16 protein-coding genes are annotated in these 13,974 nt (G+C 43.3%); all 16 read right to left on the bottom strand.

Features of this window, described 5'->3' with window-relative positions; genetic code table 11:
- Positions 1–61: 61 nt before the first annotated feature.
- Entirely contained in the window at positions 62–655 is a 594-nt protein-coding gene (locus JOD17_RS08425; protein ID WP_204696980.1) for a dipicolinate synthase subunit B, read from the bottom strand.
- Positions 645–1,511: a dipicolinate synthase subunit DpsA gene (locus JOD17_RS08420; protein ID WP_239575384.1), complete on the bottom strand. Its 867-nt coding sequence runs from the start codon at positions 1,509–1,511 to the stop codon at positions 645–647. The genes JOD17_RS08425 and JOD17_RS08420 overlap by 11 nt, the downstream gene beginning before the upstream one ends.
- 219 nt (positions 1,512–1,730) lie before the next feature.
- Complete coding sequence (locus JOD17_RS08415; protein WP_042361129.1) at positions 1,731–1,967, bottom strand: YlmC/YmxH family sporulation protein; 237 nt, start codon at positions 1,965–1,967, stop codon at positions 1,731–1,733.
- A 53-nt stretch (positions 1,968–2,020) separates the two neighbouring features.
- Positions 2,021–3,256, bottom strand: a complete 1,236-nt coding sequence (locus JOD17_RS08410; protein WP_204696978.1) for a M16 family metallopeptidase — start codon at positions 3,254–3,256, stop codon at positions 2,021–2,023.
- The gene (locus tag JOD17_RS08405; RefSeq protein WP_204696977.1) at positions 3,214–4,257 is read right to left on the bottom strand and encodes a polysaccharide deacetylase family protein; all 1,044 of its coding nucleotides are present in this window, start codon (positions 4,255–4,257) and stop codon (positions 3,214–3,216) included. The genes JOD17_RS08410 and JOD17_RS08405 overlap by 43 nt, the downstream gene beginning before the upstream one ends.
- 130 nt (positions 4,258–4,387) lie before the next feature.
- A complete protein-coding gene (locus JOD17_RS08400; RefSeq protein ID WP_420827933.1) occupies positions 4,388–6,466 on the bottom strand; it encodes a polyribonucleotide nucleotidyltransferase in 2,079 nt (692 codons plus the stop codon).
- A 133-nt stretch (positions 6,467–6,599) separates the two neighbouring features.
- Complete coding sequence (rpsO, locus tag JOD17_RS08395) at positions 6,600–6,869, bottom strand: 30S ribosomal protein S15 (RefSeq protein ID WP_042361128.1); 270 nt, start codon at positions 6,867–6,869, stop codon at positions 6,600–6,602.
- A gap of 144 nt (positions 6,870–7,013) precedes the next feature.
- Positions 7,014–7,961, bottom strand: coding sequence for a riboflavin biosynthesis protein RibF (gene ribF / locus JOD17_RS08390; RefSeq protein ID WP_204696975.1), 948 nt, complete (start codon positions 7,959–7,961; stop codon positions 7,014–7,016).
- Between the two features lie 18 nt (positions 7,962–7,979).
- A complete protein-coding gene (gene truB / locus JOD17_RS08385; protein ID WP_204696974.1) occupies positions 7,980–8,891 on the bottom strand; it encodes a tRNA pseudouridine(55) synthase TruB in 912 nt (303 codons plus the stop codon).
- Positions 8,892–8,898: 7 nt separating this feature from the next.
- Positions 8,899–9,246: a 30S ribosome-binding factor RbfA gene (rbfA, locus tag JOD17_RS08380; protein WP_204696972.1), complete on the bottom strand. Its 348-nt coding sequence runs from the start codon at positions 9,244–9,246 to the stop codon at positions 8,899–8,901.
- A 31-nt stretch (positions 9,247–9,277) separates the two neighbouring features.
- A complete protein-coding gene (locus tag JOD17_RS08375) occupies positions 9,278–9,553 on the bottom strand; it encodes a DUF503 domain-containing protein (protein WP_169962244.1) in 276 nt (91 codons plus the stop codon).
- Positions 9,550–11,664, bottom strand: coding sequence for a translation initiation factor IF-2 (gene infB, locus JOD17_RS08370; protein WP_042415692.1), 2,115 nt, complete (start codon positions 11,662–11,664; stop codon positions 9,550–9,552). Before infB ends, JOD17_RS08375 begins: the two co-directional genes overlap by 4 nt.
- A gap of 18 nt (positions 11,665–11,682) precedes the next feature.
- Positions 11,683–11,988 carry a YlxQ family RNA-binding protein gene (locus tag JOD17_RS08365; RefSeq protein WP_042415691.1) on the bottom strand — a complete coding sequence of 102 codons (306 nt, stop codon included), beginning with the start codon at positions 11,986–11,988 and terminating at the stop codon, positions 11,683–11,685.
- Positions 11,985–12,257, bottom strand: a complete 273-nt coding sequence (gene rnpM, locus JOD17_RS08360; RefSeq protein WP_204696970.1) for an RNase P modulator RnpM — start codon at positions 12,255–12,257, stop codon at positions 11,985–11,987. Before rnpM ends, JOD17_RS08365 begins: the two co-directional genes overlap by 4 nt.
- Positions 12,254–13,387, bottom strand: coding sequence for a transcription termination factor NusA (gene nusA / locus JOD17_RS08355; RefSeq protein ID WP_042415684.1), 1,134 nt, complete (start codon positions 13,385–13,387; stop codon positions 12,254–12,256). The genes rnpM and nusA overlap by 4 nt, the downstream gene beginning before the upstream one ends.
- Before the next feature lie 35 nt (positions 13,388–13,422).
- On the bottom strand, positions 13,423–13,890 hold the full coding sequence (gene rimP, locus JOD17_RS08350; protein WP_042415682.1) for a ribosome maturation factor RimP: 468 nt from the start codon (positions 13,888–13,890) through the stop codon (positions 13,423–13,425).
- Between the last annotated feature and the right edge of the window lie 84 nt (positions 13,891–13,974).

The raw sequence follows: 13,974 nt of genomic DNA, 5'->3' as shown, positions 1-13,974 counted from the left end.
ATGTCACATGCTACTATTTACGATATAAGAGTCTAGTAAATTAATCAACAGCCATTACACGTCAATCGTTATATTTATCGATTAAGAGCGGTTGGTATTGACGACCTTCTAATGCTTCTTCAATTGTTGACGGGATTGCTTCCATTCTCGCAACAAGTGAAGTAGGCTTCTTGACCGGGTCGTCTTGACCAAATGGCACGAGAAAGACGTGTTTCATCGTTAGAAGTGTCGCTAAATTCTTTGCATTAAGACCGAGTGCATCGTTCGTGGAAATCGCCGCAACAACGGGCGAACCGTTTCGTAGCGTTGCTTTTGCAGCCATCAAAACCGGGGAATCTGTTAACGCATTTGCAAACTTGCTTAAGCTGTTACCCGTCATCGGTGAAATGAGCATACAATCAAGTGGTGTTCTTGGGCCGTATGGCTCTGCTTTCACAATTGAATTAATCACTTCATGGTCTGCTGCCTTCTCAATCTCTGAAATCCAATGCGCGGACTTACCGAACTTCGTATCTGTCGATTGCACCGTCCAGCTTACAAATGGTACAACTTCTGCACCTTTAGATCTCAGTGTATTAATTAGCGGAATAACCTCTTCTAACGTACAGTGAGAACCTGTTAAACCGAACCCTATTCTTTTCCCATTAAGATCCATGCCGAAACTCCTTTTCTAAGATCTTCCTCGTCGCTTCACCGAGAATTTCTCCTGCTGTTCGTGGGGCAACTCTCCCTGGTAAACCCGGTACGTTCATGACGATATTGGACAAGGAGGTTACATCTTCTTTTAAAAACGCTCCTGGCTTGCTACTAATATCTAGTAAAAACGCTGACGGCTTTAGTTGTTGCAATACGTTAGGTGTAAACACATGCGCCGGAATCGTATTAATTACAATGTCAAATGAAGCTAGTGATTGTTCAAATTCAGCAAACAATAACGTTTGAAAACCCCTTTGAACCGCTCGAGCCTCTTCTTTCTCAACCATTGTCGTAACGGTCACGTTCGCGCCAACACCTTTAAAAACGTCTGCAATCGTTTGCCCACATCTTCCGTATCCAAATACACAGACTTGTGATCCGTGAATGGTGTGATCTGTCTTTTCAATCGCTAATTGAAGACAACCTTCAGCGGTAGGAATGGAGTTTAAAATCGCGACGTCTTCACGATCGAGAAAGCTCATCACTTTCCGATCTTTAATCTTTTGTAAAAAATCCGTTCGAACTCCAGTAATCCAGATGCAATCTTTATTTGTACGTTCAACATGAGTAGTTGATAATTGTTCGCTTCGGCCATTTAAAACATCAATTGAACCGTCGTCTCCTATTCCTTGAACCGGAACAATGACCGCAGACAATTGTTCAAAAGGGATGTTTTCCAAGCTGCTTCGTACGACGTTTACATTGTCAGCTGATTCATCAAACCCAACTGTATACAACGTATCAACATAGGCAGAAAGCGTCCCAATTAAGGCAAGAAAGCGACGATCTCCACCGAGTATGGCAACATGCAGCATGAACACCTTCCCCCCTTTACTAATTCCACACATGTTTAGATTATGAGCGTCCAGACAAATCGGTGACCATAGTTACGAAATGACTGGGGACTGTCCCCTAATGCGTTAATGCTGCACTCTTGTGGGGGACTGTCCCCCATTACGGTAATACGTTACTATGCCGGGGGACTGTCCCCACAAAAAAGCTGCTTGGGCGTTTTCACCCAAGCAGCTTATGTTTTATTTAGATCGATCGACGATAATCATGTCTTCTCCGATTGTATGGATGTGCCGCCAGTGGATTTCTAGCATGTCTTCAGATCGTCGAAATGGTGTCCAGCGATTTGTCGGAAACAAAAACGCGTGAATTTCACCTGTCGTCTCATCAATCCTCGCATCTAGGCGTCCCGGGACACCGAGACGTTCACCTTGTTCATAGTCGACGATTTCCTTTGCACTCATTTCACTAAGTCTCACAAGAACGCCTCCTCTTCCATATAGGTTATGAAAAAGAGGAGGCGTTCAGAACGTTAACTCGGTGCTTTTCCTTCTTGACTAATAAGAGAAAGGGCAATCGGACTGTTGTACACCGACTCCGCAAATAATTTCACCTGATTGTGTGTTACACTTTCAATCCGGTCAGACAATTCATCAAGCGTTTGGTGACTACCAATCGCAAGTTCATTGCGACCATTTCGATTCATACGACTACTCGGGCTTTCAAGACTTAAAACTGTACTTCCTAATACGTGTGCTTTTGCATCTTCTACATCGGTTGCAGTAATCTCATCGGTCACAGCGAATTTTTTAACGGTATCAATAATAGCATGATAAGATTCATCTAAACGATGAGTTGCTGTTCCCGCATACACAGTTAGAAGACCCGTGTCTTGGTACGACGTATGATACGAATAAACGGAATAGGCGAGCGCTTTTTGTTCACGGATTTCTTGAAACAATCGACTACTCATGCCACCGCCGAGCAAATGGTTGTAGAGTACACTTGCATAAATGTTGTCTTCTACTAAAGGAACCCCTTGGAACCCTAAGCATAAATGCGCTTGCTCAACAGCTTTTTTGCGAATAAGGTGTTTAGGTTGAATCAAAGTCGGCGCAGAATCGCACGTCTTACGCTCACCTCTCTTATGGTGAAAAAAGGCTTCTTCAATGACCGCTAATAGCTGCTCATTGATTCGACCGGCGATTGAAATGACGATGTTCTCTGGTCGATATTCCCGCTCCATAAAATTGAGTAAATCTTCCCTCGTAAATGAGTTGATGGAAGCTTCAGTACCGAGAATCGGTCGTCCGATTGAATGATCACCAAATGCTGCAACGTCTAGAAGGTCATGGACAACGTCATCAGCGGTGTCTTCAACCATGCGAATTTCTTCAATAATGACTTGGCGTTCTCGCTCAATCTCTTCTTCTAAAAATGCCGAGCGAAAAAACATGTCTGTTAAAAGGCGCACCGCTTCCTCAGCATGACGCTCTAATACTTTCGTATAAAAGCACGTATACTCTTTCGATGTAAACGCATTCACATGCCCGCCGAACCGATCAAAGCGAACGGCGATGTCTTGTGCATTCATCGTGTCTGTCCCTTTAAAGAGCATATGCTCAATGAAATGGGCGATTCCGTTTTCTTTTGCTGTCTCATTTCTAGAACCGGCATTTATCCATATACCGATTGAAGTCGAATGGACGTGTGCCATTTCCTCTGTTACGATTCGAACGCCGTTCGGTAATGTTTTGCATTGAACCAATGCTCTCCCTCCTCAACACTTTCAATCTGTGGTCCTGTTGCTCTTTGCTCGCTCATGACGGAGGAAACCGGTGCAATCTCTAATCCTTGTTCGCGAATTTGAACGATCATCTCGTCAATTCCCTCAGCAGTCGGTTTTGTCGGATGCATGAGCACCGTTGCACCCGGATGGATGTTTGTGACGACTCGCTCCACCATCGTATCGGTTGATGGATTTTGCCAATCAATGGTGTCTACTGTCCATAATACGGTATACATTCCCATATCACTAGCAATTTCGACAACTTTATCATTAAAACTTCCAGACGGAGGGGTAAACCACGTTGGTGTAACGTCCAATGTCGCTTCAATGATGTTGTTCGTTCGCTCTAACTGATCTTTGATTTCTTCTTCAGATAACGTTGCCATGTCTGGATGGTTGTACGCGTGATTGCCGATTTCGTGACCTTCTTCTTGAATCATACGAGCCAAACGCGGTTGACTTTTTGTCCAAGATCCATCAAGGAAAAACGTTGCTTTTACATCGTGTTCGTTTAACTTGTTTATGATTTCTGGAAGATGCTCATTTCCCCACGCCACATTAATTAAAAAGGCAACTTGAGGCTTGTTCGGGTTCGCTTTATAAAATGGTGTCACATCAAGATCAGCCATACCAATTTCCGGGGCGACTTCGTCAAATACGAGTAACTCTTCAACGTACCGCTCTTCATCTTCCATGTTTTTGAGCGATGCTTCAACGTCCACCACTCGACCGTTATAACCTGGTATGCCTTTCCAGACCGGATCAATCACCGCATCAATTGGCAATTCATCGAATTCGGCTTTCGCCCTTTTTATCTTTTCTATGATCTCTTCATTCGTTTCTGTCGTTGTCATCGTTTCCACTTCTTCATTCCACGTATCTACCGTTTCATCAGTAAAATGAGGAATTTGAAATGCGGTAAAGCCTATAAATATGACCGTTATTCCGACGATAAATTGAATAAATCGTATACGTTTCATCCGTGCATTCCTCCCTTGTCCTTATTTTATGCACAAGGGCTTCGAGAATGACTGGAATTAATCGTTCTTATGTATGCGCTCATTCGCGCAAGGAAAATAAAAAAACTTGGTAGTGGACCAAGTTTTTCAGTTATTCGCTTTTGTTTTCAACCGGCTTCTCTTTTGTTTCTTCTTTTTCTTCATCTTTCAGAAGAACTTTATGAGAAAGGTTTACACGGCCTTGGTTATCAATCTCCGTAACTTTCACTTCAAGTCGATCCCCAATTTTGACGATGTCTTCGACTTTATTCACACGCTCTTTTGCAAGCTGTGAAATATGAACGAGACCATCTTTGCCTTTAAATAGCTCAACAAACGCGCCAAATTTCTCGATGCGTTTAACTTTACCGTTGTAAATCTCTCCAACTTCAACTTCACGAACGATGTCTTCAATAAGACGTTTCGCAGCTTCGTTTTCAGTAGCATTTGTAGAAGAAATGTACACTGTACCGTCTTGTTCAATGTCAATCTTAACACCTGTATCTTCGATGATTTGATTGATCACTTTACCACTCGGTCCAATCACATCACGAATCTTGTCAGGTTTAATTGACATCGTCATAATCTTCGGCGCATAGGCAGATAGTTCAGGACGAGACGTTTTGATTACATCAAGCATGCTGTTTAAGATGTGTAACCTTGCTTTTCTTGCTTGCTCTAATGCTTCAACAAGAATATCTCGGTTTATACCTGAAATCTTCATGTCCATCTGAAGAGCGGTAATTCCTTCACCCGTACCGGCAACTTTAAAGTCCATGTCCCCAAGTGCATCTTCCATTCCTTGAATGTCAGTGAGCACGGTTACATAGTCATCTTCTTTGACAAGACCCATTGCAATCCCTGCAACTGGAGCTTTAATCGGTACACCAGCATCCATCATCGCAAGGGTACTTGCACAAATACTTGCTTGAGACGTTGAACCGTTTGACTCTAGCACTTCAGATACGAGGCGAATCGTGTATGGGAACGACTGCTCATCTGGAATCACTCGTTCTAATGCACGTTCTCCAAGTGCTCCGTGTCCAATTTCACGACGACCTGGCGCACGAATCGGTCCAGTTTCTCCGACACTAAATTGCGGGAAGTTGTAATGATGCATGAAACGTTTCGATTCTTCTTGTCCCAATCCATCAATAATTTGAACTTCACCTAATGCACCGAGCGTACAAACGCTCATCGCTTGTGTTTGTCCACGCGTGAAAAGACCTGAACCGTGCGTTCTCGGAAGAAGTTGAACTTCTGAAGCTAGCGGACGAATTTCTTCTGGGCCACGACCGTCTGGTCGAATCTTTTCTTTCGTGATCAGCCTTCTGAATTCTTCTTTCGTTAGCTTATGTAAAATTTCTTTTACATCTCCGTGCATCTCTTCATCTTCAAATTGCTCAAGAATGTCTGCTTCAACGACTTTAAGAGCTGCTTCTCGTTCATGCTTCTCTTTAACAAGTACAGCATCTTTAAGTTTACCTTCAGATAGTGCACGAACTTGTGCCTCAATATCTTGGTTAACCGTTGCTAAAACGACGTCCATTTTCTCTTTGCCGACTTGGGCAATGATGTCTTCTTGGACAGCGATAATCGCTTTGATCTCTTCGTGTGCAAAAAGAATGGCTTCGAGCATTTTCTCTTCTGACACTTCGTCAGCTCCGGCTTCAACCATGTTGATGCCTTCCTTCGTTCCTGCAACCGTTAAATCCATAATGCTTTCTTTAGACTGTTCATGTGTTGGATTAACGACAAATTCACCATCAATTAATCCAATTTGAACACCTGCAATTGGACCTGCAAACGGAATGTCTGAAATTCCTAGTGCAAGTGAAGAACCAATCATAGCAGCCATCTCAGATGACGCATCTGGGTCAGCACTCATTACGGTGTTAATAACTTGTACATCATTACGGAATCCATCTGGGAATAAGGGACGAATCGGACGGTCAATCAAACGACTTGTAAGCACCGCATGTTCAGATGGGCGGCCTTCACGCTTAATGAAACCTCCTGGAATCTTACCTGCTGCGTACAGACGCTCTTCATAATTAACCGTTAGTGGGAAAAATGGAAGGTCTTTTGGTTCTTTTGAGCCTGTTGCTGCTGTTAAAACGGCGCTATCACCGTAGCGAACGAGCACTGCTCCACTAGCTTGCTTTGCAAATTTACCAATCTCAAATGACATTTCACGCCCACCGACGGTGAGTGAAAATGTTTGGGGTTCACCTGTCATAAAAAACGGTTCCCTCCTTTAAAACGAATTTAGTTACATATCTTATAGATTTTAAAAAAAGCGGGAAATATCCCCGCTTTTCTCGTTAACGACGTAATCCTAGCTTTTGAATGATCTCACGGTAACGCGTGACATCTTTGTTACGCAAATACGTGAGTAAGTTACGACGCTTACCAACCATCTTCAAGAGACCACGACGTGAGTGGTGATCTTTCTTGTGTGTACGTAAGTGATCGTTTAACTCGTTAATTTGCTCAGTTAGGATAGCGATTTGAACTTCTGGTGAACCAGTGTCCGTATCGTGAGTTTTGAACTCCTCAACGATTTGTTGTTTACGCTCTAGACTTAGTGCCATCCTTTCCACCTCCTTTTCTTCTATATCCTTAGTCCTCGCAAATCGCCGGTGGAGCGTACCTGCCAAGAATAAGGTGTGTCGTCTCATCTAAGTGACAGACTACATGTGATAGAATACCTGTTTTCAAACAAAAATGCAAGAGATTCAGCTGATTTTAAAGTATTCTAACGCTTTTTTTTCATCATCTTTCATTTGAGCAACGAGAGCATCCGCTGATGAGAATTTCACGTCATCTCGAAGTTTCTCATAAAACTGGACGATCATCGTCTCCTCATACAGATCTCCGTCAAAGTCGAGTAAGTACACTTCAATACTCACTTCTTTACGATCATCAAAGAACGTTGGCAGGTAGCCAATATTGCATAGCGCAGGGTACACACGACCCATAACGATCGCATCTACGACGTAAACACCAGTACTTGGCGTAATGAACGGTACGTCTAATGAGAGGTTCGCAGTTGGAAAGCCGAGTTCACGTCCACGTTGGTCTCCGCGTATAACTTTCCCATCGATTTGATATGGTCTCGTCAGTAACGATTGTGCAAGCCTCATCTGACCGTCTTTAATCGCTTGGCGAATACGAGTCGAACTTACTTTCTCGCCTTCTTGTTCCCATTTCTCTACGACAGACGTCGTAAAGCGTCCTTTGCTATGCTCTGGCATCGTCTCCATAGAACCTTTGCCGAACTTGCCATAGGAATAATCAAAACCCGCGACAACGTGCACAGCATGAATTGGAATAAGATAAGTATCGACAAATTGTTGAGGAGATAAACTCGAAAGTTCTCGGTCAAACGTGACGACAAACACATGATCAACACCGACTGACTCGATCGCTTTGATTTTCTGATCAAGCGGCGTAATCTCATCGTATACATCGACAGGGTCGTTTCCGAGTACCGTTTTTGGATGAGGGTGAAACGTAAGCACCGCACTTTCGACGCCTCGTTCTTTTGCTTTTGTTTTCGCTTCTTGAATGACTCGTTGATGCCCTTGATGAACACCATCAAAATATCCAAGCGCAACGCTAACCGCAGGGTTGTCGTTACGTTCTTCTTCACTTCGCCCTTTTGTTAGGTAATGGATTTGCATACGCGTCACTCTTTCTTTTTAAGAAGGTCTTCGTAACATTACATTTGGTTTAATCTTCGAAGGCTTGTTCGGATGATGCTCGTAGATCGCAACGAGTGTGCCTTGGTACGTAAACACAAGCTTTTGCTCAAACGGAACCGATACATCCGATTCATCAAGCACCGCACCGTTTTTCACCAAGTTAAACAGCGTGTCACTTAATTCCATATGTGGAAGGTGTTGAAGCGTTTCACTGATGGGTAGAAGATAAGACATCCGCTCTTCAAGAGAAGCTGCCTCCATTTGCTCCGCCGTTACACATTGAGAGTCTTTAACTCCGGCGCTCATCGTCCGTGTTAAAGAATGCAAGTGTGCCGGAAACCCAAGCGCCTGCCCGACATCAACTGCAAACGTTCGTATGTACGTACCTTTTGAACACATTACAGAGATTGGAAAGTGTGCAGATGTTCCGTTTAGGCTAATCTCTCCCGTACGCTTTGCATCGTAAATCGTCACTTGACGTTTCGGCCTTTCAACTTCAATACCTTCTCGTGCGTATTCGTATAAGCGCTTTCCTTTTACTTTTACAGCCGAATACATCGGAGGGATTTGTGTAATCTCGCCGTTGAATTGCTTCAAAACGTGATCGACCGCTTCTTCTGTTGGCGTTTCGTGAAGCTCGACCTTGTCAAGAATCTCACCTTCAGCATCTTCAGTCGTCGTTGTCGCTCCGAGTGACACAATACCTTCATAAGCTTTCGGGCGCTCCATTAACATTGGAACGAGCTTTGTCGCTCTTCCAATGCATAGAAGCAAAACGCCAGTCACAGCAGGATCAAGCGTTCCTGTGTGACCGACTTCTTTTGTTTGTAGCCATTTCCGAGCTTTAACGACCATATCGTGTGACGTATGGCCTGCTGGCTTGTACAAAGGTAATATTCCGCTTTGCATAGGCGTACTAATCCCCTTTATCTATATCTTTCAATAGCTCTTCAATGCGATTACCATAGGCAATCGACTCATCAAATTCAAAGTCAAGCTCAGGCGTTTTACGTAGCTGAATCCGCTTGCCAATTTCAGAACGAACAAACCCTTTCGCCTTTTTCAATGCGGCTAGCGCCTGGCTTTTCTCTTCATCTGAACCTAATACGGTGACATAAACGGTTGCTTGTTGTAAGTCACCCGTTACGTCTACACCTGTTACGGTTACAAATTGTACGCGTGGGTCTTTGACGCCTCGCATTAAGATGTCGCTTAACTCTTTTTTGATTTGTTCACCGACACGTTGTGCACGCATTTGACTCATACTTCCACCTCAATCGTTATTCGATTAGGTGTTATAACCATTCAAACGATATTGAGATGCACTCAATATCTTCGTGCATCTCAATCATGTTTTCTAGCACACGCAATTCTTTCTCAATGACGGTTTTATCATTGCTCACACAAGCTGCAGACAACACCGTACGTTGCCATGCATCTTGTTTATCCATTTCGGATACAGACAAATTGCGCTTTCTTGCTCGCGTAAGAATGCTTTGTAACACCGATCGTTTCTCTTTTAGAGAATGTGAGTCTGGCAACGAGCATTCAAGATGAATGACGCCTATCACGTTCTTGGAACTTCAACCATCTTGTAAGGCTCAATGATGTCGCCTTCTTTGACATCGTTAAAGTTCTCAAGTGTAACCCCACATTCGTAGTTTGTTGCAACTTCTTTAACATCATCTTTGAAACGTTTTAATACATCAACTTTACCATCGTAAACGATCACACCGTCACGAATTACACGAACGCTACTATCACGAGTGATTTTTCCTTCGAGAACGTAACTTCCAGCAATTGTACCGATTTTCGATACTTTAAACGTTTGACGAACTTCCACTTGCCCGAGTACTTTTTCTTCGAACTCTGGATCAAGCATTCCCTTCATCGCTGACTCAATCTCTTCGATTGCGTCATAAATCACACGGTGAAGACGAACGTCTACTTTCTCAGAATCAGCTGTACGTTTCGCATTCACATCTGGGCGAACGTTAAATCCGACGATAATTGCGTTTGAAGCCGATGCTAAAATAACGTCAGACTCTGAAATTGCACCAACTGCTGTATGAATGATGTTTACTTTCACACCTTCAACGTCAATCTTCTCTAATGAGCCTTTAACTGCTTCAGCAGAACCTTGAACGTCGGCTTTAATGATGACGTTGATTTCTTTAAGTTCCCCTTCTTGGATCTGATTAAACAGATCATCAAGGCTAACTTTAGAAGACTGTTTACGTTCAGCTTCTTTTGCTCTTGCTTGACGGCCTTCACCGACTTGGCGAGCTTTTTTCTCATCTTCAAAGACGAGGAATTGATCTCCTGCTTGAGGCACATCACTTAGTCCTGTAATTTCTACTGGTGTAGATGGACCAGCAGTTTTCACGCGACGTCCTAAGTCGTTGACCATCGCACGAATTCGACCGAATGTGTTACCGACAACGATCGGGTCACCGACGTTCATCGTACCGTTTTGAACGAGCAACGTAGCAACCGGTCCACGTCCTTTATCAAGTTCAGCCTCAACGACTGTACCTTGCGCACGCTTATCAGGGTTTGCTTTGAATTCCTCTACTTCAGAAACGAGTAGAATCATCTCTAGCAATTCATCAATGCCTTCGCCTTTAACGGCAGAAACGTTAACGAAGATCGTTTCTCCACCCCATGCTTCAGGAACGAGCTGATGCTCTGTTAACTCTTGCATAACGCGATCAGGATTGGCGTTTTCTTTATCCATTTTGTTAACCGCTACAATAATTGGTACTTCCGCTGCTTTAGCGTGGTTAAGTGCTTCAACCGTTTGTGGCATAACACCATCATCTGCTGCAACAACGAGAATCGTAATGTCAGTTACTTGTGCACCACGCGCACGCATCGTCGTAAATGCGGCGTGACCAGGTGTATCGAGGAACGTTACTTTCTTGCCGTTCTCTTCAACTTGGTATGCACCGATGTGCTGCGTGATTCCGCCTGCTTCAGTGTCCGTTACTTTCGTTTTACGTATCGCATCAAGAAGCGTCGTTTTCCCGTGGTCAACGTGTCCCATAATCGTTACGACTGGAGGACGAACGCCTAAGTCAGCTGGTGCGTCTTCTTCTTCGTATAGATCCATATCAAGGACATCGACGATTTCTTCTTCTTCAACTTCAACACCGAAATCTTCACAAAGGAGTTGGATTGTCGTAACGTCAAGCTCTTCGTTCTTTGTCGCCATTACGCCCATACCCATAAGCTTTTTAATGATTTCCGCTGATTCTTTTCTTAACTTTTCAGCGAGTTCAGCAACAGATAAACTACCTGAAATCTTGATTTTGTCTGGCGTCTTAGCCATTTCTTTCGGACGATTCTTCTTGCTCTTTCCACGTCTACCTGGTCCACGATTACCTCTTAAATGTGGTGGACGTTGGTTTTGTTGTGGTGATTGCTTACGATTTCTCGTAGAGTTATCCACTTTCTTCGCTGGTTTCTTTGCATTGGCAGATTGCCCTTGCTGATTATCTTTTTTCTGCATACTCCCATCCTTACTCTCCGCTGATTCACTCTCTAGCTGTTTGATGGCATGATCATCAATCACGGACATATGGTTGTTAACTTCTATATTTTTGGCCTTTAAGGCGTTGACAATATCTTTACTGGACTTATTAACGGTTTTAGCGTATTCATATACTCGCATTTTCGGCATAGACATAACCTCCAGCTTCTAATCATCGATCATCGATGTCAGTTTTTTGGCGAACCCTTTGTCTGTTATGCCAAGTACAACCCTCTCCTGCTTTCCGATTGCTCTACCTAGATGTTCTCTTGTTCCTGCTGTTTTAATCGGTGTGTTGTATGATTGACACTTCGCATGAAACAATTTCTCTGTATTGTTAGACGCATCGTTTGAGATGAGTACTAAATCGACTTTGCGATCACGAACAAGTCGAAGAACCGTATCTTCCCCACTGACAAGTTTACCAGCGCGCATACACAACCCTAAAAAGCGATAAAAAGCTTCATCGGTCATGAATCGTTCCCTCTACTTTCTTCAATTAATCGTTCGTAATCTTCTGTTGTGACTTTTACTTTTAAATGACGAGATAATAAATCCTTATCCTTCAACTTCAGAAAGCTTTCACGATCGTTTGTAATGTAAGCACCTCGACCGTTTTTTTTGCCTGTGAGGTCTACTGCAACATGACCTTCACTGTCACGCACAATGCGTGTTAAATCTTTCTTCGGCTTCATCTCATTGGAGACGATGCATTTGCGCATCGGGACTTTGCGTTGCTTCATTCTTCTTCTTGCTCCTCAACCTGACCGTCAAAGTCAGACTCTTCGTTCGAAGGTTCTCCAGGTACGCGAGCCGTACTCGGATCGTAAATACCAAGTTCTTCTGCTTCTGATTGAGACTTAATATCAATCTTCCAGCCTGTTAACTTCGCTGCTAGACGTGCGTTTTGTCCGCGCTTACCGATCGCAAGTGAAAGTTGGTAATCTGGCACAATGACGAGTGTGCTTTTTTCCTCTTCATTCACTTGAACATCGAGTACTTTTGATGGACTTAATGCGTTACCTACGTAATTAACCGGGCTTTCTGAGTACTCAACGATATCGATCTTCTCGCCTTTAAGTTCGTTTACGATCGTCTGAACACGTCCACCTCTTGGACCGACACATGAACCGACAGGATCAACTTCTGGGTCTTGAGCAAACACAGAAATCTTAGAGCGATCTCCTGCTTCACGAGCGACGGAACGAATCTCTACAGTTCCATCATAAATCTCTGGAACTTCTAATTCAAACAAACGCTTTAGAAGACCTGGGTGAGTTCTTGAAATCATAATTTGTGGACCTTTAGTCGTTTTTTCTACTTTCGTAATATACGACTTAATACGGTCGTTGTGTTTGTATTCCTCATTTGGCATTTGCTCATTTTGAGGCAAGATCGCTTCAACTTTCCCAAGATCAACGTAAATAAAACGGTGGTCTTGGCGTTGAACAATCCCTGTCATAATATCTTCTTCACGGTCAATGAAATCAGAATAAATGATGCTTCTCTCTGCTTCACGTACACGTTGTGTAACGACTTGTTTTGCGGTTTGGGCCGCAATACGACCGAAATCTTTCGGCGTTACTTCGATTTCAACAATGTCATCTAACTCGTAGGAAACACGAATTTCCTTTGCTGACTCAATTGAAATTTCAAGTCTTGGATCAAACACTTCTTCAACGACTTGCTTTCTTGCAAAAACTTTAATCTCACCATTATCTCGGTTAATGTCAACACGGACATTTGGAGCTTGGCTAAAATTACGTTTATATGCAGAAATAAGTGCTGCTTCTATCGCTTCTAACACGATTTCCTTTTCGATGCCTTTATCTTCTTCTAGCGTCGTTAAAGCATCTAGAAAGTCGCTGTTCATAACGGAACATATCCCCCTTCAAGTAGTACTACGGCTTAGAGTACAGATAGCCTTGCTGTAGCAATTTTTTCTCGTGGAATCGTGATCGTTTTCGCTTGTGCCTTCACACGAATCGCAATCGTTAATGTTTCATTTTCATAGCTTGTCAAATTGCCTTCGAATTCCTTTTGACCGTCCAATTGCTCATACGTTTTTACATAAACGTTTTTGCCAACCGCCTCGACAAAGTCTTTCTCTTTCTTGAGCGGTCGTTCAGCACCTGGCGAGCTTACTTCTAAATAATAAAATCCTTCAATTGGATCTTCACGGTCTAACGCTTCGCTCACTCGCTCACTTACGAGGCTACATTCATCGAGTCCAATTCCGTCTGGATGGTCGATGAACAAACGTAAAAACCAGTTTTTACCTTCTTTTTTGTACTCGATATCAACGAGTTCCATTCCAAGTTCTTGAAGGATCGGTTCGGTAATTTCTGAAACGGCGGTTTGAATGTTTTGTGACATCGTTTCCCTCCTTGCTGCGACAATCAATACTTTATCGGAATCGACTTATTACATACAAGAAAGAGTGGGGAAGCCCCACTCTTT

This window comes from Geomicrobium sediminis (assembly GCF_016908595.1).
GTDB lineage: Bacteria > Bacillota > Bacilli > Bacillales > Marinococcaceae > Geomicrobium_A > Geomicrobium_A sediminis.
The sequence above is the reverse complement of the archived record's forward strand: the minus strand, read 5'-3'. Positions and strand labels throughout refer to the sequence as shown.